Source organism: Limnohabitans sp. JirII-29, from assembly GCF_003063395.1.
GTDB lineage: Bacteria > Pseudomonadota > Gammaproteobacteria > Burkholderiales > Burkholderiaceae_C > Limnohabitans.
Genome location: NZ_NESB01000011.1, coordinates 13,670 through 33,577 on the forward strand (window position 1 = coordinate 13,670; position 19,908 = coordinate 33,577).

The window sequence follows — 19,908 nt, forward strand, 5'->3', positions numbered from 1 at the left end:
AAATCCACCCCCTCACACAAGGAGACCTCCGTGCAACAACGACGCTTCATCCGCACGCTGCAAAACGCAGCACTCACCCTGGGCCTGGGCCTGGCCAGCGCTGGTGCCTTCGCACAAGCAGCGCCCGCTGCGCCCGCCGCAGCCGCCATTCCGCCCACCTGGGCCCAAGGCCGCACGCCCGAACAAGCGGCGCTGAATTTGACGCCCAACCCACCCGGCATGACCGCACTGCCCGCGAGCGACATCCCGACCCAAAACCTCAAAGCCCCCGCTGGCTTCAAAGTTGAGTTGTGGGCCACCGGCATGCCCAATGCACGCTCCATGGTGCAAAGCCCCAGCGGCACCTTGTTTGTCGGCACCCGATTCACGGGCAACGTGTATGCCGTGATCGACAAAGGCGACAAGCGCGAAGTCAAAACCATTGCCAAAGGCCTGCACCGCCCCAATGGCGTGGCCTTCAAAGATGGCTCGCTGTATGTGGCCGAACTCTCACGCATCATTCGCTACGACAACATCGAAGCCAACCTGGACAACCCACCGGCCCCCGTGGTCGTGTTTGACGCGCTGCCCAACGACGAAGCCCATGGCTGGAAATTCATGAAGTTGAGCCCAGATGGCAACTACCTGTATTTCCAAATTGGCACACCCGCCAACATCGTGGTCCAGCCCGTCACGCACGCCACCATCGTGCGCTTGAACCTCAAGACCAACAAGCTAGAGACCATGGCACACGGCGTGCGTAACAGCGTGGGCATGGACTTCCACCCCGTCACCCAAGAACTCTGGTTCACCAACAACGGCCGCGACTGGGTGAACGACGATCTGCCCAACGACACCTTGCACCGCCTCACCCGCAAGGGCATGAACTTTGGCTACCCCTTCTGCCATCAAGGCGACTTGCTCGACCCCGATCACGGCAAAGGCCGTACCTGCGACGAGTTCGACAAGCCTGTGTTGAAGATTGGCCCCCACGTGGCCGCTTTGGGCATGCGTTTCTACACCGGCAAGCAGTTCCCTGCCGAGTACAAAAACAACATCTTCATCGCTGAGCACGGCTCTTGGAACCGCACCAAGAAAACTGGCTACGACGTGGTGCGCGTGGTGCTCGATGCCAAAGGCAACGTGACCAAAAAAGAAGTCTTCATCTCTGGCTGGGCCAATGGCGATGACTACTTTGGCCGCCCTGCTGACGTGCATGTCTTGAAAGACGGCTCGTTGCTGGTGTCTGACGACGTGGCGGGCGCGATCTTCCGCGTGACCTACGCCAAATGAGCTTTTTAAAGCTCTCCAAGGCCATTCAAGGAATGGCCTTTTTTACGTTGGCACTCACCAGCACGCTGGCGGTGTCTGCCCCCGATGCGGTGGCTGGCAAAGCCAAAGCCCAGCTGTGTGCCGCATGTCATGGCGAGCAGGGCGTGTCTGCCATACCAGGCGTGCCGCATCTGGCAGCGCAACCCCCGCTGTCGGTGTTCTACCAACTGTTGCAATTCCGTGACCAACGCCGCAAAGGCGGTGGCATGGAGGCCATCGCCGCCAACCTGAGCGAGCAAGACATGCGCGACATTGCGGCACATTACGCCGCACTGCCAGCGCCTCCCGCACAAGCAGGGGGTGACGCCGCCAAAATTGCCAAAGGCCAGGTCATTGCCCAACAGCAGTACTGCTCGTCATGCCACGGTGCCAAGCTGCAAGGCCAAAAGCATGTGCCACGCCTGTCGGGTCAGGCCAGCGAGTACTTCACCACCCAGTTGCGCAACCTGCGCTCTGGCGCACGCGCCGACATGGACGGCACCATGGGCAGCGCCGCCCGCAGTTTGACCGACGAAGAGATTGACGCCATGGCGGTGTATGCTGCCAGCCTGCCTTAGAGGAGACCCCATGACCCAGAGACGACGCATTCTGACCAGCGCGTGGACGTCTCTGGTTCTGGCTTTCGCTCTCGGCCTCGCCACCACGACCCACGCCGCCACCTTCCCTACCAAACCGATTCGCATCGTGGTGGGCTTTCCGGCCGGCGGTCCTTTGGACTTGCATGCGCGCCTGCTGGCCGACAAGCTGCAAAGCGTGTTGGGCCAACCGGTGTTGATCGACTACAAATCCGGTGCAGGCGGCACCGTGGGTGCCCAAGAGGTCATGAAGTCGCCCCCCGATGGCCACACCTTGATGCTGGCCAACACCGGGGTGATGGTGATCAACCCTGCGCTCTACACCAAACTGCCCTACGGCACGCTGTGCGACTTTGTGCCCGTGGCGCGCACCGCCATGCAACCCCTGGCCTTGTTGGTCAACCCCAAGTTGCCCGTCACCACCTTGCCGCAATTCATTGCCTATGCCAAGGCGCGCCCTGGGCAAATCAACTACGGCTCAGCAGGCAATGGCGGCATCAGCCACTTGGTGCCCGAGATGTTCAAAAACGCCACGGGTTTGTTCATGGTCCACATCCCTTACCGTGGCAGTGCGCCCGCCTTTACCGACTTGATGGCCGGTCAAGTGCAGTTCATGGCCGAGAGCATTCCGCAAGCGGCCAACTACCACCGCCAAGGCAAGGTGCGTGCCCTGGCCGTGACCAGCCGCGAACGCAGCGTGGCGCTGCCCGAGGTACCCACCGTGATCGAGAGCGGCTTGCCCGGTTTTGAGGTGGTGGGCTTTTATGGTTTCTTGGCGCCAGCGGGCACGCCCAAAGACGTGGTGCAGCAACTCAGCGAGGCGTTCAAAACCATGCTCGCCCAACCCGAGGTGCGCAGCCGCATGACCGACCAAGGTGCCGACCCCGCCTTCTTGGGTGCCGACGACTTTGCCAAATTCCTCGGCACAGAGTTGGCGCGCTGGTCTGACGTGGTGAAAAAGTCAGGCGCAAAACTCGACTGAGCTGGCACAGACGCACGCGCAGGAAGTCAGCTCTTGGGTTGACGCTTGCCCGGCTGCGCTGCATCCACCTGCGTCCACAGTGGCGCACGGCTCTCGTCGTTGTGCAGGTGAACAAACTTTCTCAACAAGCGCATGAACACCTTTTGTTCGGACTCGGTCAGTGGCGAGAGCAACTTTTCGCGCATGCGGTAAACGCCGCTGACCGTGTCATCCAACAGCTGCTCCCCCTCGGGGGTCAAACGCAAACTCAGCAAGCGTCGGTCCACGGTGGAGACAGTGCGCGCAATCAGCCCCCGCTTTTCGAGCTTGGCCGCGGTCAATGCGGCCGACGAGGTGTCAATGCCAATCAGTCGGGCCAGCCGCACTTGGTCCACATCGGGCGTTTCGTGGATCATGCGCAAAATCGCGAACTCTTTGGGGCTGACCACCTCTCCCACCTCTTCTTGAAACAAGCTCACCGTGATTTGATGCGCACGACGCATCAGGTGCCCCGGCTGATCGTAAAGATCGGCAGACACCGACTGGCGTGGACGGGTGGTTTTTTTCATGAGACCTGTATTTTGGGGCAAGGCATTAGGGTATTTCCGTGCGCAGTTTGAGAAGACCATGAAATAACATGAAACCTTCAGCATACTGAAGGAAACCCTCCGTGACCCACCGCCAACTCTCCAAACGCGCCCTCCTGGTTCAACTGGCCTGTGCCGCTGCCTGCCTGCCCAGCTTGGCGTTGGCACAAGCGCCCGCCTTCAAGGTGGGTTTGATCCTGCCCATGACGGGCCCTTTTGCATCCACCGGTCGCCAAATCGATGCCGCTGTGAAGCTCTACATGGCCGACAACGGCAGCGACGTGGCCGGACGCAAAATTGAAGTGATCTTGCGCGACGATGGCGGTGTGCCCGACCAATCCAAGCGCATCGCCCAAGAGCTGGTGGTCAACGACAAGGTCGATGTGCTGGCAGGCTTTGGTATCACGCCATCGGCCTTGGCCGTAGGTCCCATTGCCACCCAAGGCAAAACCCCAGCCGTCATCATGGCCGCCGCCACCACCGGCATCGTCGCCACATCGCCCTACCTGGTGCGCACCAGTTACACCTTGTCGCAGTCCGCTGGCACCATGGCCGAGTGGGTCAAACGCCAAAAAATTGGCCGAGTGATGACCATGGTCTCCGACTACGGCCCCGGCATTGACGCGGAGAAAACCTTCAAAGAACACGTCGAACGTGATGGCGGCAAAGTGGTGGGCGAAATTCGCGTGCCCATGCGCAACCCCGACTTCGCGCCCTATCTGCAAAAAATTCGCGACGAAAAACCCGACGCCTTGTTTGTGTTCATTCCCTCCGGCCCAGCGGTGAGTTTGATGAAGCAGTTCACGGAACGTGGCTTGGACAAAGCAGGCGTGAAGCTGATTGGCGATGGGGGGGTGACCGACGACGACACCTTGAACGACATGGGTGACGCCGCGCTGGGTGTGGTGACCTCGTTCCACTACTCGGCATCGCATGACTCGGCCTTGAACAAAAAATTTGTCGCTGCATTTGGCAAGGCCAACAACGGCATGCGTCCCAACTTCATGGCGGTGGGCGGCTACGACGGCATGCATGCCATCTACACCGCGCTCAAGGCCACCAAAGGTCAGGGCAAAGGCATGGACTTGGTGGATGCCATGAAGGGCCTGAGTTTTGAGAGCCCACGTGGGCCCATCCAAATCAGCGCACAAACACGCGACATCGTGCAAGACGTGTACATCCGAAAAGTTGAGCGTAAAAACGGTCAACTCTGGAACACCGAGATCGACACCGTCAAAGCCGTGACCCCTTGAGTTTGAGAGAACACACCATGAATGCCCCCACACAACCGGTTCATCTGACACGACACACCCGAACCTTTCCCTTGAACCGGTGGTGGATCGCTGGTTTTTCTTGGGAGCTGAAAGACCAGCCTGTGGCACGCACCCTGCTGGGCCAGGCCATGGTGTTGTTTCGCACCCCCGACGGGCAGGTGGCGGCGCTGCAAGACCGCTGCTGCCACAAAGATTTGCCGCTGTCGTGCGGCAAGGTCGAGGGGCGCGGCTTGCGCTGCGGCTACCACGGCCTGTTGTACTCACACGAAGGCACGTGTGTAGAGATTCCGGGCCAAGAAAAAATTCCGGCCAAGGCCAAAGTGGTGTCTTACCCCTTGCGCGAGAAAGACCAAATTTTGTGGGTGTGGGTGGGCGACACGCCCGATGCCACGCCGCAGGACGAGCCGCCCGCCTACCCGGTGCACAGCGACCCCAAGTACAAATTTGGCGGCGACTGCTACCACTACGACGCACCCTACATGCTGATCCACGAGAACCTGCTGGACTTGAGCCACCTGGGCTATGTGCACACCAAAACCATTGGTGGCAATCCGGCCATTCACATGAACGCGAAGCTGACCGTGAGCCAAGAAGGCGATGTGGTCAAGGTCACGCGCTTGATGCCCAACTCAGAACCACCACCGACCTACACCGCAGCCTGGCCGTTCAAAGGTCGGGTGGACCGCTGGCAAGAGGTGGCGTTTCATGTCACGCATGAGCTGATCTGGACCGGTGCCATGGATGTGGGCTCGGGCAGCTACGACGACCCTAACCGCGAAGGCTTTCACATGCGCGGCTTGCACGGCGTGACGCCAGAGACCGACACCACCACGCATTACTTCTGGACCATTGCCACCAACCCGCACCCCGACAAAGACAACATCGTCGATCTGGTGGTCCAACAAACCGCCGCCACCTTCCTAGAAGACAAAGTCATCATCGAAGCGCAATGGCAAAACCAGCAACGCTTTGGCCATCCACCGCAACTCGACATCCACGTCGACGTCGGTCCCAATCGGGCCAAGCGCGTGGTCGAGCGCTTGCTGGCCCAAGAGTCGAAGGCTTAGTTCGCACCGTAATGCTGCTGCACCAAACGGCGCAGCAGCTCCAAGCCATAGCGTGTGAGCTGGGTAGCGGGCCGCGCCTTGGGCACCGCCACCGTGAAGCGGTTGCGAATTTGCGGTGAGGTGATCTGCGCCACATGCGGTGGCAAGTGGCTTGGCCACGACTTCAAGGCACTCACGGGCAGCACGGTGTTGGCCACGCCACGTGCCACAAGAGGCAACACGGTTTGGATCGAGTCCACCTCGGCCACCACCCGCAGCATCACACCACGCGGTTGCACCGCGTCTTCGAGCAACTGGCGCAAAGCGTGTGGGCCGCTGGGCAACACCAACTCGTATTGCCCCACATCGGCCAATTTGATGCGCGCAGGCAGCGCGTGTGATGAGATCAACACCAGGTCTTCCCGCACCAAGGTCTCCAGCGTCAACTGGGGTGAGTGGGGCGGGTCAAACAACACCGCCAAATCAATACGCCCAGCAATCAACCACTCGCGCAAAGGCACGCTCAAGCCTTCGGCAATGCTGATGGACGCGTCGGGGAACTGTTGCCGAAAGCTCTGCACCAAGTCGGTGGTCATGGTGTGTGCCACACGCGGAGGCAAGCCAATCGTCAAACGACCACGCGGGCTTTTGTGGCGCTCAAGCATGTCGGCCTCGGCACGCGCCACGCCCTCAAACAAACCACGTGCATGGCCCAATAACGCCAAGCCGGTTTCGGTGGGCTCCACGCCACGGCCATGGCGGGTCAACAAGCGGTGGCCGGTTTCTTCTTCCAGCAAGGCGATCTGTCGGCTCAAGGCAGGTTGCGACATGTCCAAGATGGCCGCAGCTCGGCTCAAACTGCCCGCATCGATGACGGCCACAAAGTATTCCAAGCGTTGCAAGTTCATGCTGTGCGCAAACCCTTCCAGTCATTCATCTCAGCTATCCGTTTTGCTGATAGCTGATATTTTTAAAAGGTCAATTCTAGGGCGGCAATTGCACCCAAAATTGCACCCACCATGACACCCACCCCCACCCCCGTTCAAACCTACATGACCACCCCGTCTCAGCCGGGCTGGCAACTGCCCGCCCACGCGTGCGACGCACATGTGCATGTGTTCGGCCCCACGGCCCGTTTCCCCTACGTGCCTGGGCTGCAAAAAGTTCCGGCAGATGCCCCCAAAGAAGCCTTGTTTGCCTGGCACCAGAGCCTGGGCTTTGCGCGCTGCGTGGTGGTGCAGTCCGCTGTGCACGGCATGGACAACCGCGTGGTGGAAGAAACCTTGCAAGCCGGCGGCGGTCGTTACCTCGGCGTAGCCCTGGTCCCTGTGGACGTGGGTCTGCCTGAGTTGCAACGCTTGGCAGGGCTGGGCTTTCGTGGCGTGCGCTTTAACTTCATGAAACACTTGGGCGCAGGGGCTGATCCACAGGCCCTGATTGCCCTCACCCACCGCTTGGCCGATTGCCAGATGCACTTGCAGGTGCATTTTGAAAGCAGCTTGATCCACACCTTGGGCGACGTCTTCAAACAGTCGGCCGTGCCGGTGGTGATTGACCACATGGCCCGTGTCGACGCCACGCTGGGCGCACAGCATGCCGACTTCCAGGCGCTGTGCCGTTTGCTGGACAAGCCGATGTTCCACGTCAAAGTCAGCGGCATCGACCGCATCGACGAGAAAGTGCCCCTGGCCTCGCCGCCTTACCCACACGGTGTGGCGCTGGCCAAGTATTTGGTCGACACCTTCCCCACCCAATGCGTGTGGGGCAGTGACTGGCCTCACCCCAACCACACCCACGTGCCCGACGACGGTGTGCTGACCGACGCCATCCAGCGCATCGCCACCACGCCCGCCCTGGTGCAAGCGCTGTTGGTGGACAACCCCCAAACGCTCTACCGCTTTGAACACTGACACACAAGGACACCCCATGACAGGACGTATGCAAGACAAAGTGGTGCTGGTCACCGGCGCAGGCTCGGTGGGCCCGGGCTGGGGCAATGGCCGGGCCATCTCGGTGCGCATGGTGCAAGAAGGCGCGCGCGTGATGGCGCTTGACCGTGAACAAGCGCGACTGGAAGAAACCCTCTCACGCGCCCAAGCCGTGACAGGCGTCAACCAAGGCCAAATTTCCTCCATGACCTGTGATGTCACCAGCAGCGATTCCATCGCCCAAGCGGTGCGCGCCACCGTCGAAAAATTTGGCCGCATCGATGTACTCATCAACAACGTCGGCGGCTCGGCCCCCGGTGGCCCGGTGGAGATGAGCGAAGAGGTGTGGCACGCACAAATCGGCCACAACCTCACCAGCGTGTTTTTGACCTGCAAACATGTGCTGCCTCTCATGGAAGCACAAGGGTCTGGTGCCATCGTCAACATGGCCTCGACCTCGGGCATCCGCTGGACGGGTGCCGCCCAAGTGGCCTATGCCGCCACCAAAGCCGCCGTGATTCAAATGGGCCGCGTGACCGCAGTGCAGTACGCCAAAAAGGGCGTGCGCGTGAACACCGTGGTGCCGGGTCAGTTGCACACCCCGATGGTGGAAACCCGCTTGGCCAAACAACGTGCGGGCGGCGATGTCGAGGCCTTGCTGGCCCAGCGCCAATCACGCATCCCCTTGCCCTTCATGGGCGACGGCCAAGACACGGCCAACGCCGTGCTGTTTTTGGCCAGCGACGAGGCACGCTTCATCACCGGCACCGAAATCATCGTCGACGGCGGCATGTCCGTGCGTTGCGACTAAACCTTAAGGAAACTCTCATGACACGCTTGACCAAACGACGCCTGCACCAACTGCTGGCCCTGAGCTTGCTGGCAGGCCTGACCACCTGGGCCAGTGCGCAAACCAAGATCACTCGCATCCTGGTGGCCTTTCCGCCCGGCGGTCCGGTGGACTTTGTGGCCCGCACACTGACCGATCAACTGAGCAAAGAACTGGGCCACCAAGTGATGGTCGAAAACAAGGCCGGGGCCAACGGCGCGATTGCCGCCGACACCATGCTCAAAGCACCCGCCGATGGTCAAACCTTGTGGCTCACCAGTGTGGGCGCAGTGGCCATCAACCCCTCGCTCTACCCCAACCTCGCCTACGACCCAGTGCGCGACTTCGCCCCCGTGTCGTTGGTGGTCAACAACGTGGAAATGTTGGTGGTCAACCCCAGCAACCCGGTCAACACCCCGCAAGAGTTCATTGCAGCGGCCAAGCTCAAGCGCGTGACCATGGCGTCATCTGGCACCGGCAGCGTGCCGCACTTGGCCATGGAGCTGTTGGCTGACGCCACGCACACCGACTTGGTTCACATCCCCTACAAAGGCGCAGCACCCGCCATCACCGACGTCATGGCAGGGCATGTGGATGGTTTCTTTGGCGACATCCCGGGCCTCATGGGCCAAGTGCGCAACGGCAAGCTCAAGCCGGTGGCGATTGCGGCCACACGCCGTCACCCCCTGTTCCCCGATGTCAAAACCTTCCAGGAAATTGGCGTGCCCGGCGTGGACTCGGACAACTGGTATGCCTTGTTCGCGCACAAGAACACACCACCCGCAGAACTGGAGCGCCTCAACCAAGCCGTGCGTCGCACCCTGGCGAGCGAGAGCGTGCGCAGCAAGCTGATTGCCTCGGGCGCCGAGCCTGCCGCCACCAGCCCAACCGAGCTGAGCACTCTGCTGAAAAACGACATGGCCAAGTGGGGCCGTGTGATTCGCCTCAAGAAAATCACCGCGGACTGACACCTCCAACATCCACACGCACACACACCATGACACACACTGCACGCATCACCCCCATCACGCCTGGCGCACGCCCTGAACTGGCTGAACTCGAAGCCAAGATCGTGGCCAAACGCGGCAAGGTCACGCCGCTCTACCAATACCTGCTCAACAGCCCCGACATGGCCCAAGGTTGGGAAGAGTTCACCCGCGCCGTACGCCAGCGCAACAGCTTGCCTGGCGACTTGCGCGAGCTGGTGATCTTGCGCGTGGCCGTGCTCAACCGTGCGCATTACGAGTTTGATGCCCATGTGCCCTTCGCCTTGAAAGAAGGCATGGCTGCGCACAAAGTCGAGGCCGTGAAAGAAACACCCATCTCGTCACAGTTCACCGAGCTGGAGCAACTGGTGCTCGAGCTCACCGACACCATGACCCGCGACATCGAGGTGCCCGAGCCCTTGTTTGCCCGCATCCATGAACACTTCCAAGGCCAGGCGCTGCTCGACTTGTGCATCACCATCGGTGCCTACAACATGGTCTCGCGTGTGTTGGTCGCGTTGCACATTGGGCACTGACATGCCAACACAACTGTGTGACGCCTTGCTGCTGAAAACCAGCCACCCGTACCCGCCAGGCACCGTGGCACGCTGGCACGACACCATGGCAGACACCCCCTTGGCACAAGCCAGGGTGCAAAGTGTGGCCACGGCCAATGCCGAGAACGGCCAGCCCATGCACCACATCTACCTGCACCTGCCCCAAGCCACCGAGCTAGCCCGCAGCGACTGTGTGGCGTTTGAAAAACGCTGGCATGCACTGACAGGCCACAGTGCCGAGGTGTCGCGCCTGCGTGAAATGCTGCGCTGTGAAGGCGCCAGCTTTGACGACACGCCGGGCGTGCACTATGTGGTCGAAACCGACACCGACGACGGCTGGCAAGCAGAGATCTTCAACTGGTACGACCAAGAACACATGCCCGGCCTGGCCCGCGTGCCAGGCTGCATCTTGGCGCGCCGCTTGGTCAACCTCGACCACGCGCCCTACTCTTTCGCTTGTTACGACCTGGCGAGCAAGGAGACTCTGGGCTCCCCCCCGTGGCTGGCCGTGCGTGGCACCGCGTGGAGCGACAAATGCCGCCCACACTTTGTGAACACGCTGCGCACCATGTTTGAAAACCCCAACGCCTGAGGACTGCCCATGACCGAACGCTTCTCGCAACTGCGCTACGAAGACCTCGCCCCCGAGGTCCAGCCACTGGCCGACGACATCCTCAAAGTCTCCAGCGCTGCACTGGGTGGTCCCTACAACGCCTTGCTGCGCAGCCCCGACATGGCGCGGCGCTGTTTTGACTTTCTGGATTACCTGCGCTTCAAAACCTCGGTCAGCAAACGGCTGAACGAATTTGCCATCCTCATCCAGGCCCGCATTGCCAATGCGCAATACGAGTGGTGGGCGCACGACCCGATTGCGCTAAAAGCAGGTTTGTCACCCGCCATCATTGAACAGCTGCGTCAATGCCAACGCCCGCAAGGCATGCAAGACGACGAGGCCTTGGTGTATGACTTTTGCATCCAGCTCAGCCTGAACCACCGCGTGCCCGACGCGCTGTGGCAACGTGCCATCCACAGCCTGGGCGAGCAAGCGGTGGTCGACCTCACCGTGCTCTCAGGCACCTATGTGATGGTGTCGATGCTGCTCAACGCCACCCAAGTGGGCATTCCCAACGGGGGCGCAGAGCCCTTGGAGGTCATGTCACCGCTGGACATTCGCCAACGTTTGCTGAGCTGAGTTCTGTCACGTGTTCAACCAGGAGTTTGTCATGCGCCAACCGACTTGGAAGATCAGTTTGATGGGCCTGTTGCTGTGTGCAGCCCAAGCTTGGGCACAAAGCAACACCGTGCGCTTGGTGGTGCCGTTTGCCACGGGTGGCCCCACCGACATCGCGGCACGGGTGATTGCGCCGCTGCTGTCCGAAGCCATGGGCAAGCCCGTGATCGTGGACAACCGCGTGGGCGCCACAGGTGCCATTGGAGCCGAGTTTGTGGCGCGTGCGCCTGCTGATGGCCAGACGATTTTGTTTGGCACCAGCAGCATCATGGCGGCCAACCCAGCGCTTATGCCCAAACTCTCGTTCGACCCCGTGCGCGACTTTGCGCCGGTGAGCCTGATTGCCACCATTGAAAACATCTTGGTGGTACACCCCTCGGTGCCTGCCAACAATGTGCAAGAGTTCATCCGTTACGCCAAAGACAACCCCGGCAAACTGTTTTACGGTTCCTCGGGCATTGGCAGCACCTACCACCTGGGTGCCGAGATGTTTGCCCACATGACCAGGACGCAGCTCTCGCATGTGCCCTACAAGGGCCAGGGGCCGGCAGCCCAAGACTTATTGGCTGGCCATTTGCAGCTGATGTTCGATGCCTTCAACTCGGCAGTACCCAACATCAAGGCAGGCCGCGTCAAGGCGCTGGGCATTGCCAGCGCCAAACGTCACCCCGAGTTGCCTGACCTGCCCACCATCAGCGAACAAGGTGTGCCCGGCTACGTGACCACCATCTGGATTGCCTTCTTTTTGCCCGCCAAAACACCCACGGCGGTGGTGGAGAAAATGAACGCAGATTTGAAAACCATTTTGCAGCGGCCCGATGTGCGCGAGCGCTTTGCCAAATTGGGCATGCAGTCGGCCAGCTCTAGCACCAGTGAACTCGACAGCTTGCTCAAACAGGAATTGGCCTTGTGGAGCCGCGTCGTCAAAGACGGCAACATCAAACCCGAATAACCCGTATCAACACCCTGAGAGACACACATGAACCACGTTCCTAAACGCCACCTGCTCACGCGCCTTTGGGCCACAGCACTGCTGGCCACGCTGGGCCTGTCATCGGCACAAGCGGCCGACAACGACTACCCCAACAAACCAGTCACTGTCATCGTGGCCTACGCACCTGGCGGCCAAGGCGATGTGTTTGCACGCTTGGTCAGCGACAAGCTGTCCACGATCTACAAACAAGCCGTGGTGGTCGACAACAAGCCTGGCGTCTCGGGCACGGTGGGCACACGCATCGCGGCCAAATCCAAAAACGACGGCTACACCTTGTTCCTGGGTCAGACCGGTGAGATCACCGTCAACCGCGTGCTCATGAAAGACCTGGGCTACGACCCCATGAAAGAACTGGTGCCTGTGGTGTTGATTGGCAACGCCCCCCTGGTCATGCTGGCGCCCGCCGATGCCCCTTACAACACCGTGGCTGAATTCATCCAAATGGCACGCGCCAAACCCGGCGAGTTCAGCTACGGCTCGGTGGGTGCTGGCACTCCGGGTCACCTGTCCGCCGTGGCCTTGGCCCTTGGGGCCAAGCTCAACATGGTCCACGTGCCCTACAAAGGCGTGGGCCCCTTGATGTCCGACCTGATGGCAGGTCGCTTGCAAGCCTTCTTCAGCAGCGCTTCAGCGGCCATGCCCCAAATCAAAGGCGGCAAGCTCAAAGCACTGGGCGTGACCACCACCCGCCGCATGAATTCTTTGCCCAATGTGCCCACCGTGGCCGAGGCGGGCTTGCCAGGCTTTAGCTACACCTTGTGGGGTGGCTTGTTTGCGCCAGCGGGCACACCTGCGGAGGTGATTGAGCGCTTGAACCGCGATGTCAACAGCGTGCTGGCCATGCCTGAGATTCGCAGCCGTCTGGAGAGCGACAACGTGGCGGTGCCCAAAAACACCCCTGCTGAATTTGCCGACTACGTGCGCAGCGAAGCGGTGAAGTTTGAAAAGCTCATCAAAGATGCCGACCTGAAACTTGAACAGTGACCCGCATAAGCGATCTCGCTTGTTTGTTCATCCTCCTCTTTCCTTTTGACCCACCGATAAGTTGTTTATGAAAATTGTTGTTTTACCCGGCGATGGCATTGGCCCCGAAACCATGGCGGTCACCGTCGATGTGCTGCAAGCCGCCTCCAAACGCTTCAACCTTGGCCTGGAGTTGATGCACGACATCGCCGGCCACGCCAGTTTGCAAAAGCACGGTGCCACCGTGACCACTGCGCTGTTGGAGAAAGTCAAAAACGCCGATGGCCTGATGCTCGGCCCCATGGCCACCTACGACTTCAAAGACGAAGCCAAAGGCGAAATCAACCCCTCCAAGTTTTTCCGCAAAAGCCTGGACCTGTTTGCCAACATCCGCCCGGCACGCACCTACCCGGGCGTGAAAACCATCACCTCAGCCTTTGACTTGGTGGTGGTGCGCGAAAACACCGAGGGCTTTTATGCCGACCGCAACGTGGAGTCGGGCAACAGCGAAATCTTGGTCACGCCCGACGTGGCCATCTCGCTGCGTCGCATCACCCGCGAGTGTTGCGAGCGCATCGCACGCAGCGCCTTTGAACTGGCCATGCAACGCAAGCGTCACCTGACCCTGGTGCACAAACACAATGTGCTCAAAGTCACCGATGGCATGTTTTTGGATGCCTGTCACCGCGTGGCCAAAGATTTTCCCGAGGTGACGGTGGACGACTTCATCGTCGACGCCATGATGGCCCACGTGGTGCGCGCACCGGCACGCTTTGACGTGATCGTGACCACCAACATGTTTGGTGACATCTTGTCGGACCTCACAGCCGAACTCTCAGGCAGCTTGGGGCTCGGCGGCTCTTTGAACGCGGGCTTGAACAACGCCATGGGCCAAGCGGCACATGGCTCGGCCCCCGACATTGCGGGCCAAGACATTGCCAACCCGTTCTCGCTGGTGTTGTCGGCCTCCATGTTGCTGAGCTGGCACGCCCAGCGCTCAGGTAACGCCGCTTACTTGCAGGCCGCACAAGCCATCGATCAAGCGGTGGAAGACTGCATTGCCAATGGCGAATGCACGCGCGACGTGGGCGGAAAATTGGGCACCCACGCCACCGGTCAGGCGGTGGTGAAACGCTTGGGCTAAAAACAAAAACGCCACCCAAGGGTGGCGTTTTGACTGGCCTCAAAGGCGATGTTCAGGCACGTCCCAGCAAACGCTGGGCATTGCGGCTTTCAATGGCCGTGAGGTCGTTCATGCTGAAACCCATGGCCATCAGGCCTTTGACGTGGTCGAGTGAGGTGCGGTAAGGGAAGTCGGTGCCAAACACCACCTGCGACACATCCACCAGGTTCAAGAGCGACAACAGCGCACCGGGGTGCGAGGCTTGTGCCGTGTCGTAGTAGAAGCTGCGCAAAGTAGGCAGCACTTGGTCGCTGGGCAAGATCTTACCGAAGTTGGCGTTGAGCTTGGGCAGCATGGTCAGGCGCTCCACCAAGAATGGCATGGTGCCCCCCGCGTGCGAGAAGATGAACTTGATGTCTTTGCAGCGCGTGGCCGTGCCGCTGAACAGCAGGCTGGTAATGGTGCGGGTGGTGTCGGTGGCGAACTCGATGGTCGAGCCCGGCACACCTTCTTGCAAGTTGCCGCAGCACTTGGGGTTGGATGGGTGGGTGTAGACCACCAGCTTGCGGCGGTTGATCTCGTCCATGATGGGCGCAAACGCCTTGTCGCCCAACCATTTGCCGTCGTAGCTGGTGAGCATGGCAATGCCGTTGGCCTTGAGCACGTTCACGCTGTAGGCAATCTCGGCCAAAGCGCCATCTACGTCGAGCATGGGCAGGGTGGCAAAGAAACCAAATTGACTTGGGTAGTCACGCGCCAGCTGGGCACCGTATTCGTTGCTCACGCGGGCCATGGCGCGCATGGTGGCGGCGTCGCCAAAACTGGCTGCTGGCGTGGTGGGTGAGGTGATGGAGTAGGTCACACCGGCTTGGGCCATATCGTCCAAGGTTTTGTTGAGCGACCAGTTGCGAGCCGGTGGCTCAGCCAGCTTGCGGGTTTCGAGTTCTTTCAAAAATGCGGGGGCCCACACATGGTGGTGCACATCGACCAAGCTGCGCTTGGCCACGCTGGGCAGCGGCGCGTCCTTGGACGAGGTGGCGCACGATGGCAACACCGCAGCCGCACCAGCGGCCAACAGGCCGGTTAAAAAGCCACGGCGTGGGGTGCATTGGTTGCAACCGTCTTGGGGGTGGAAGCGTTGGGCCACGAAAGTCTCCTGGGTCTGACAAAGTTGGCGCAACTTTGCCAGAAGACCCCGTGCTTGCCCATGGGGTTGGCACCAGTGCCCAGTCCCTCGGGCGACTGACTCAAATATAAGCATCTCTTGATATGTCTCAAGGGATGGCGCATGATGAAGCGTTCCAATCCAATGCTTGTATTGGCTCAACGCTTCATCGGAGAAATGTATGACATCAAATGTTGGCGGTATTGACCGCGTTTTGCGTATCGTCGTGGGTGTTGTGCTGGTGGCACTGGCACTCACCCACACCATCGGCGCTTGGGGCTATCTGGGCCTGATCGTGCTGGCCACGGGCGTGTTCAGTTTTTGCGGGGTGTACACCTTGCTGGGCATCAATACCTGTCCGATGAAAGACGACCGCCCCGCCTAACAAGCACAAGCACAGGCACAGACACGCCAAGCAGGCATCAAGCAGAGGCCAGCTTGGGCTTCAGGTGGCCAGAACCACGCAGCCACAGCAGCCCCAAACCAGCCAAGGCGACGGGCAACAGTGAGCCCCAGTTCAACCACGCCCAGCCTTGGGTGGTGACCAAGGCCCCCGACGCAAACGATGTGACGGCCATGGTGGCAAACACGCAGAAGTTGATGGCGGCCTGGGCACGGTTTTTTTCTTGCGGGGTGTAGGCCAGCATCGACAAGGTGGTGCTGCCCGTGAACAGGAAGTTCCAGCCCACGCCCAACATGAACAAGGCCACCAGGAACTGTTGCAAGTCGGCACCCGACAAGGCCACGGCGATGCAGGCAAAGTTCAACAACACACCCACGCCCATCACGGACAACACGCCAAAGCGTTTGATCAAATGCCCCGTCACAAAGCCGGGGGCAAACATGCCAATCACATGCCACTGCAACACCCAAGCGGTGTCTGAAAATTCAAAGCCACACACTTGCATGGCCAAAGGCGTAGCGGCCATGAGCAAGTTCATCACGCCATACCCTAAAGACGCGCAAAGCACCGCCACCAAGAACACCGGTTGACGCATGATCACGCCCAAAGGACGACCGGGTTGGTCGCTGCTGGACGCCACAGGTGCAGGCGGAAACTGGATAAACGCCATCACAACCATCGACACAACCGCCACCAAGGCCAGCGCCACATAGGCACCGGCAAACGGAAACTCCAACAAGTTCTTGGTGTACATCGCCAAATTGGGGCCCACGATGGCCCCTATCAAGCCACCCGCCATCACCAAAGACACGGCCTTTTCACGGTAGTCCACCGTGGTCAACTCAGCTGCGGCAAAACGGTACAACTGCGCGTTGGCGCTGTAATACCCAGCAATAAACGTCGTCGCCACGAGCAACCAAAACGACTGGATCAACACCGCCCAAGCCCCCAGACCTGCCGACAGCAGGGCCACCAACAAGCCCAGTTGAAACGAGCCCTTGCGACCAAAGCGTTGTTGCGACTTGGCCACCAAACCTGTGCTCAGCGCACTTCCCACCACATAGCCCATCACAGGCAAGGTGGCCATCCAGCCCACCGGGGCCAGACTCAACCCGACCAAGCCATTGATGGCAATGAAGGTGACGTTGTTGGTCAGGAACAAGCCCTGGGCGATGGCAAGCAATAAAAGATGTCGGTTCATGGTCTAGGTTATAGCTGAGTTGGGGCACTCAAATGCCCAGCAGAGGCTTCTTGGCGACAAAGCCCACCAAGCCCGACATGCCGTTGTGGGCGGTGCCCTCGGCAATGTTGGCTTCGTACGTTTGCAGATCCAGCACCTCGTAGCCTGGAAACGATGCGCACATCAGCGCCTCGTCGTACAAGTGGTCGAGTTCGCCCGGGCCACCGGTGTTGAACTTGAGTTGCGCGGTGCTGTAGCCCTGAATCACCAAAGTTCCCCCGGGCTTCAAACTGGCATCCATGCGTGCGAACAGCTGCGCACGTGGATCTGGACCGGCAAACTGAAAGAAGATGCCCACCACGTTGTCGTAACGCGCTGGCGGCCACGCAAACGACTGCCAGTCGCTGCACTGAAAGTTCACCTGCACCTGGTGCGCTTGGGCCAATTGATGGGCCTTGATCACAGCGTTGGATGAGAAGTCAAACGCATCGACCTGCAAGCCCTGCTTGGCCAACCAGACGCTGTTGCGCCCCTCGCCATCGGCCACCGACAAGGCCGAGCCGGGTTGGAGGTAGCGCTGTTGCCGCGCCAAATACGCATTGGGTTGTTCGCCAAACAAATAGCCCTCAATGTCAAAACGGTGCTGCCAGCGCTCTAGTGGGTTGGTGAACGTTGCCATATCAAGCCTGCGCCTCGGTGGCAGGCGCAAACGCGTCCCAAGCGGTCAGGGCTTCTGACGCGTACATCAAGCCCGGGCCACCGCCCATGTAGACCGTGACCGCCAACATTTCCTCCAGCTCTTGGCGCGTGCAGCCGAGACGACGCAAGGCTTTGACATGAAAGCCAATGCAGCCCGAACAGTGTTGTGTGATGCCAATCGCCAAGGCGATCAGCTCTTTGTGCTTCTCGCTGATGGCACCGACCGCCATGGCCACTTTGGCCAATTGCCCAAAGCCTTGCATGGCCTCGGGTTGGGCTTTGCGCAAAGCGCCCATGGATTGGCTGATGTTTTGAATCAACGTGGGGTGGTCAAAAGAACTCATGGTCAGAACCTTAAAAATCAAACAGCATTCACAGGAATCTTCAAATACGACAGCCCATTGGCTTCGGCAGGCGGCATGTCACCGGCACGGATGTTGACTTGCACCGCTGGCCATATCAGCACCGGCATCTCCAAACCCGCATCGCGTTGTGTGCGCATGGCCACAAACTCGGCCTCAGTCACGCCGTCGTGCACATGGATGTTGTGGGCGCGCTGTTCAGCGACCGTGGTTTGAAATGCCACAGGGCGATCGTTGGGCGGGTAGTCATGGCACATGAACAAGCGCGTGTCGGCTGGCAAGCTCAGCAGCTGTTGCACCGAGGCGTACAGCGCCTTGGCATCGCCACCCGGAAAGTCGCAACGCGCGGTGCCCACATCGGGCATGAACAAGGTGTCGCCCACAAACACCGCATCGCCAAACTGGTAGGCCACACAGGCCGGGGTATGCCCGGGCACGCTCAAGACAGTGCCCATCACACGGCCCACGGCCATCGCCTCACCGGCTTGGAGCAGGTGGTCAAACTGCGAGCCATCCACCTTCAAGCCCGGCTCCAAATGCAGCAATTTTTTGAACACCTTTTGGACCGTCGTGATGTGAGCCCCAATCGCGGTGCGACCGCCCAAGCGCGCCTTGAGGTAGGCGGCGGCACTCAGGTGGTCGGCATGGGCATGGGTTTCCAATATCCAAACCACCTGCAACTGGTGCTGCCGCACAAAGTCGATCACCCGGTCTGCGCTGGTGTGGTGGGTGCGGCCTGACTTGGGGTCGTAGTCCAACACCGGGTCGATGATGGCGCATGCCGATCCTGCCCCCTCATGCACCACGTAAGTCACGGTGCATGTCACTGGGTCAAAGAAACCTTGGACTTGGGGCTGAAACATCGGAGCTGGCATGCGGGTGATCTTAGAGGAAAGCCTTCTATCAATATACATTTTTTGTATATGTTTTTTAATATACTAAAAAATTAGTCGCCCTCAATTTGTCATGAAGAAAAAAACCTTTGATCTCGCCAGCATGCATCAATCGGCTGATCAAGCCTGTCGGTTGATGAAGGTGCTGTCCAATGCCGACCGCTTGCTGCTGCTGTGCCAACTGACCGAGGGCGAGAAATGCGTCAGCGAACTCGAAGAGCTGTTGGGCATCGTGCAACCCACCCTCTCGCAACAACTCGGGGTGCTGCGCAACGAGGGCTTGGTGAGCACGCGCCGTGAAGGCAAAAACATTTATTACCAAATCACCAGCCAAGAAGCATTGGCCGTCATGCACGTGCTGTATGCCAACTTCTGCACCCCCTGAAAGACCACACCATGACCCTCGACTGGAACCATTTCACGCCCTGGACCTCGCTGGCCGGTGGCGTGCTGCTGGGCTTGGCCTCGGCCCTGTTCATTTTGTTCAATGGACGCATCTTGGGCATCAGCGGCATCGTGGGCGGGCTGCTGCCACCCACGCGTGGTGACACCTCTTGGCGCATCAGCTTTTTACTGGGGCTGCTGGCAGCACCCTGGGTGGTGCAACGGGTGGCGCCCGTGCAGTGGATCAAAAGCCCGCGTATTGACGCCAGCACAGGCATGGTCATCGTGGCGGGACTGTTGGTGGGCCTGGGCACCCGCTATGCATCGGGCTGCACCAGTGGACACGGCGTGTGTGGTTTGTCACGTCTGTCCCCACGCTCCATGGTGGCCACGGGGGTGTTCATGGCGGCAGGGTTTGCCGTGGTGTTTGTGCTCGGGCACTGGCTGTGAGGAGAAA

General features: G+C 60.0%; 24 protein-coding genes. 17 read left to right on the forward strand and 7 right to left on the reverse strand.

Features of this window, described 5'->3' with window-relative positions; genetic code table 11:
* The first annotated feature begins 30 nt into the window (after positions 1-30).
* From B9Z39_RS14825 to B9Z39_RS14835, 3 genes are read left to right on the forward strand one after another with little or no spacing between them, the layout of a single operon-like run.
* Positions 31-1,272, forward strand: coding sequence for a sorbosone dehydrogenase family protein (locus B9Z39_RS14825; RefSeq protein ID WP_233249026.1), 1,242 nt, complete (start codon positions 31-33; stop codon positions 1,270-1,272).
* A gap of 32 nt (positions 1,273-1,304) precedes the next feature.
* The gene (locus B9Z39_RS14830) at positions 1,305-1,868 is read left to right on the forward strand and encodes a c-type cytochrome (protein WP_158269513.1); all 564 of its coding nucleotides are present in this window, start codon (positions 1,305-1,307) and stop codon (positions 1,866-1,868) included.
* 10 nt (positions 1,869-1,878) lie between these two features.
* Entirely contained in the window at positions 1,879-2,868 is a 990-nt protein-coding gene (locus B9Z39_RS14835) for a tripartite tricarboxylate transporter substrate binding protein (protein ID WP_108302243.1), read from the forward strand.
* Between the two features lie 26 nt (positions 2,869-2,894).
* Here the strand turns inward: B9Z39_RS14835 and B9Z39_RS14840 are convergent, their stop codons facing one another.
* Positions 2,895-3,416 carry a MarR family winged helix-turn-helix transcriptional regulator gene (locus B9Z39_RS14840; RefSeq protein WP_108302244.1) on the reverse strand — a complete coding sequence of 174 codons (522 nt, stop codon included), beginning with the start codon at positions 3,414-3,416 and terminating at the stop codon, positions 2,895-2,897.
* Between the two features lie 101 nt (positions 3,417-3,517).
* Between B9Z39_RS14840 and B9Z39_RS14845 the strand changes: the two genes are divergently transcribed.
* Positions 3,518-4,687: an ABC transporter substrate-binding protein gene (locus tag B9Z39_RS14845; protein WP_108302245.1), complete on the forward strand. Its 1,170-nt coding sequence runs from the start codon at positions 3,518-3,520 to the stop codon at positions 4,685-4,687.
* A gap of 17 nt (positions 4,688-4,704) precedes the next feature.
* Complete coding sequence (locus tag B9Z39_RS14850; RefSeq protein WP_108302246.1) at positions 4,705-5,775, forward strand: aromatic ring-hydroxylating dioxygenase subunit alpha; 1,071 nt, start codon at positions 4,705-4,707, stop codon at positions 5,773-5,775.
* Here the strand turns inward: B9Z39_RS14850 and B9Z39_RS14855 are convergent.
* Positions 5,772-6,662, reverse strand: a complete 891-nt coding sequence (locus B9Z39_RS14855; protein ID WP_108302247.1) for a LysR substrate-binding domain-containing protein — start codon at positions 6,660-6,662, stop codon at positions 5,772-5,774. The genes B9Z39_RS14850 and B9Z39_RS14855 overlap by 4 nt on opposite strands.
* 111 nt (positions 6,663-6,773) lie before the next feature.
* On the opposite strand from B9Z39_RS14855, the gene B9Z39_RS14860 reads away from it, so the two are divergent.
* The 9 genes from B9Z39_RS14860 (at position 6,774) to B9Z39_RS14900 (ending at position 14,386) form a co-directional block, all read left to right on the forward strand.
* Positions 6,774-7,664, forward strand: coding sequence for an amidohydrolase (locus tag B9Z39_RS14860; RefSeq protein WP_108302248.1), 891 nt, complete (start codon positions 6,774-6,776; stop codon positions 7,662-7,664).
* Between the two features lie 16 nt (positions 7,665-7,680).
* The gene (locus B9Z39_RS14865; RefSeq protein ID WP_108302249.1) at positions 7,681-8,493 is read left to right on the forward strand and encodes an SDR family NAD(P)-dependent oxidoreductase; all 813 of its coding nucleotides are present in this window, start codon (positions 7,681-7,683) and stop codon (positions 8,491-8,493) included.
* A gap of 17 nt (positions 8,494-8,510) precedes the next feature.
* A complete protein-coding gene (locus B9Z39_RS14870) occupies positions 8,511-9,479 on the forward strand; it encodes a tripartite tricarboxylate transporter substrate binding protein (protein WP_108302250.1) in 969 nt (322 codons plus the stop codon).
* A 29-nt stretch (positions 9,480-9,508) separates the two neighbouring features.
* Entirely contained in the window at positions 9,509-10,033 is a 525-nt protein-coding gene (locus B9Z39_RS14875; protein ID WP_108302251.1) for a carboxymuconolactone decarboxylase family protein, read from the forward strand.
* Position 10,034: 1 nt separating this feature from the next.
* Entirely contained in the window at positions 10,035-10,646 is a 612-nt protein-coding gene (locus B9Z39_RS14880) for a hypothetical protein (protein WP_108302252.1), read from the forward strand.
* 9 nt (positions 10,647-10,655) lie between these two features.
* Complete coding sequence (locus tag B9Z39_RS14885) at positions 10,656-11,246, forward strand: carboxymuconolactone decarboxylase family protein (RefSeq protein ID WP_108302253.1); 591 nt, start codon at positions 10,656-10,658, stop codon at positions 11,244-11,246.
* A gap of 31 nt (positions 11,247-11,277) precedes the next feature.
* Positions 11,278-12,237: a tripartite tricarboxylate transporter substrate binding protein gene (locus B9Z39_RS14890; protein WP_146183345.1), complete on the forward strand. Its 960-nt coding sequence runs from the start codon at positions 11,278-11,280 to the stop codon at positions 12,235-12,237.
* 27 nt (positions 12,238-12,264) lie between these two features.
* A complete protein-coding gene (locus tag B9Z39_RS14895) occupies positions 12,265-13,263 on the forward strand; it encodes a tripartite tricarboxylate transporter substrate binding protein (RefSeq protein WP_108302255.1) in 999 nt (332 codons plus the stop codon).
* A gap of 67 nt (positions 13,264-13,330) precedes the next feature.
* Positions 13,331-14,386: an isocitrate/isopropylmalate dehydrogenase family protein gene (locus B9Z39_RS14900; protein ID WP_108302256.1), complete on the forward strand. Its 1,056-nt coding sequence runs from the start codon at positions 13,331-13,333 to the stop codon at positions 14,384-14,386.
* Between the two features lie 52 nt (positions 14,387-14,438).
* Here B9Z39_RS14900 and B9Z39_RS14905 read toward each other — a convergent pair whose 3' ends face one another.
* A complete protein-coding gene (locus B9Z39_RS14905) occupies positions 14,439-15,512 on the reverse strand; it encodes an amidohydrolase family protein (protein ID WP_158269514.1) in 1,074 nt (357 codons plus the stop codon).
* Between the two features lie 199 nt (positions 15,513-15,711).
* On the opposite strand from B9Z39_RS14905, the gene B9Z39_RS14910 reads away from it, so the two are divergent.
* The gene (locus tag B9Z39_RS14910) at positions 15,712-15,915 is read left to right on the forward strand and encodes a DUF2892 domain-containing protein (protein WP_108302349.1); all 204 of its coding nucleotides are present in this window, start codon (positions 15,712-15,714) and stop codon (positions 15,913-15,915) included.
* Between the two features lie 37 nt (positions 15,916-15,952).
* Here the strand turns inward: B9Z39_RS14910 and B9Z39_RS14915 are convergent, their stop codons facing one another.
* Genes B9Z39_RS14915 through B9Z39_RS14930 form a run of 4 tightly spaced genes read right to left on the reverse strand, consistent with a single transcriptional unit; the run spans position 15,953 to position 19,049 of the window.
* The gene (locus B9Z39_RS14915; RefSeq protein WP_108302258.1) at positions 15,953-17,134 is read right to left on the reverse strand and encodes an MFS transporter; all 1,182 of its coding nucleotides are present in this window, start codon (positions 17,132-17,134) and stop codon (positions 15,953-15,955) included.
* Between the two features lie 28 nt (positions 17,135-17,162).
* The gene (locus B9Z39_RS14920) at positions 17,163-17,792 is read right to left on the reverse strand and encodes a bifunctional 2-polyprenyl-6-hydroxyphenol methylase/3-demethylubiquinol 3-O-methyltransferase UbiG (protein ID WP_108302259.1); all 630 of its coding nucleotides are present in this window, start codon (positions 17,790-17,792) and stop codon (positions 17,163-17,165) included.
* 1 nt (position 17,793) lies between these two features.
* Positions 17,794-18,156, reverse strand: coding sequence for a carboxymuconolactone decarboxylase family protein (locus B9Z39_RS14925; protein ID WP_108302260.1), 363 nt, complete (start codon positions 18,154-18,156; stop codon positions 17,794-17,796).
* 17 nt (positions 18,157-18,173) lie between these two features.
* Positions 18,174-19,049 (reverse strand): MBL fold metallo-hydrolase, encoded by an 876-nt coding sequence (locus tag B9Z39_RS14930; RefSeq protein WP_233249027.1) that lies wholly within the window; start codon positions 19,047-19,049, stop codon positions 18,174-18,176.
* 91 nt (positions 19,050-19,140) lie between these two features.
* On the opposite strand from B9Z39_RS14930, the gene B9Z39_RS14935 reads away from it, so the two are divergent.
* Together B9Z39_RS14935 and B9Z39_RS14940 are read left to right on the forward strand one after the other, a co-directional pair.
* A complete protein-coding gene (locus B9Z39_RS14935; RefSeq protein WP_100147886.1) occupies positions 19,141-19,452 on the forward strand; it encodes a helix-turn-helix transcriptional regulator in 312 nt (103 codons plus the stop codon).
* Between the two features lie 11 nt (positions 19,453-19,463).
* Positions 19,464-19,901, forward strand: a complete 438-nt coding sequence (locus tag B9Z39_RS14940) for a YeeE/YedE family protein (RefSeq protein WP_108302262.1) — start codon at positions 19,464-19,466, stop codon at positions 19,899-19,901.
* Positions 19,902-19,908 lie beyond the last annotated feature (7 nt).

Bases quoted from the DNA above. Each gene is read 5' to 3' on its own strand.
- B9Z39_RS14875 (WP_108302251.1), top strand. From the start codon at position 9,509: ATGACACACACTGCACGCATCACCCCCATCACGCCTGGCGCACGCCCT.
- B9Z39_RS14920 (WP_108302259.1), bottom strand. From the start codon at position 17,792: ATGGCAACGTTCACCAACCCACTAGAGCGCTGGCAGCACCGTTTTGAC.
- B9Z39_RS14855 (WP_108302247.1), bottom strand. From the start codon at position 6,662: ATGAACTTGCAACGCTTGGAATACTTTGTGGCCGTCATCGATGCGGGC.
- B9Z39_RS14925 (WP_108302260.1), bottom strand. From the start codon at position 18,156: ATGAGTTCTTTTGACCACCCCACGTTGATTCAAAACATCAGCCAATCC.
- B9Z39_RS14885 (WP_108302253.1), top strand. From the start codon at position 10,656: ATGACCGAACGCTTCTCGCAACTGCGCTACGAAGACCTCGCCCCCGAG.
- B9Z39_RS14940 (WP_108302262.1), top strand. From the start codon at position 19,464: ATGACCCTCGACTGGAACCATTTCACGCCCTGGACCTCGCTGGCCGGT.
- B9Z39_RS14850 (WP_108302246.1), top strand. From the start codon at position 4,705: ATGAATGCCCCCACACAACCGGTTCATCTGACACGACACACCCGAACC.
- B9Z39_RS14915 (WP_108302258.1), bottom strand. From the start codon at position 17,134: ATGAACCGACATCTTTTATTGCTTGCCATCGCCCAGGGCTTGTTCCTG.
- B9Z39_RS14935 (WP_100147886.1), top strand. From the start codon at position 19,141: ATGAAGAAAAAAACCTTTGATCTCGCCAGCATGCATCAATCGGCTGAT.
- B9Z39_RS14860 (WP_108302248.1), top strand. From the start codon at position 6,774: ATGACACCCACCCCCACCCCCGTTCAAACCTACATGACCACCCCGTCT.
- B9Z39_RS14840 (WP_108302244.1), bottom strand. From the start codon at position 3,416: ATGAAAAAAACCACCCGTCCACGCCAGTCGGTGTCTGCCGATCTTTAC.
- B9Z39_RS14880 (WP_108302252.1), top strand. From the start codon at position 10,035: ATGCCAACACAACTGTGTGACGCCTTGCTGCTGAAAACCAGCCACCCG.
- B9Z39_RS14830 (WP_158269513.1), top strand. From the start codon at position 1,305: ATGGCCTTTTTTACGTTGGCACTCACCAGCACGCTGGCGGTGTCTGCC.
- B9Z39_RS14890 (WP_146183345.1), top strand. From the start codon at position 11,278: ATGCGCCAACCGACTTGGAAGATCAGTTTGATGGGCCTGTTGCTGTGT.
- B9Z39_RS14870 (WP_108302250.1), top strand. From the start codon at position 8,511: ATGACACGCTTGACCAAACGACGCCTGCACCAACTGCTGGCCCTGAGC.
- B9Z39_RS14835 (WP_108302243.1), top strand. From the start codon at position 1,879: ATGACCCAGAGACGACGCATTCTGACCAGCGCGTGGACGTCTCTGGTT.
- B9Z39_RS14865 (WP_108302249.1), top strand. From the start codon at position 7,681: ATGACAGGACGTATGCAAGACAAAGTGGTGCTGGTCACCGGCGCAGGC.
- B9Z39_RS14895 (WP_108302255.1), top strand. From the start codon at position 12,265: ATGAACCACGTTCCTAAACGCCACCTGCTCACGCGCCTTTGGGCCACA.
- B9Z39_RS14930 (WP_233249027.1), bottom strand. From the start codon at position 19,049: ATGCCAGCTCCGATGTTTCAGCCCCAAGTCCAAGGTTTCTTTGACCCA.
- B9Z39_RS14910 (WP_108302349.1), top strand. From the start codon at position 15,712: ATGACATCAAATGTTGGCGGTATTGACCGCGTTTTGCGTATCGTCGTG.
- B9Z39_RS14900 (WP_108302256.1), top strand. From the start codon at position 13,331: ATGAAAATTGTTGTTTTACCCGGCGATGGCATTGGCCCCGAAACCATG.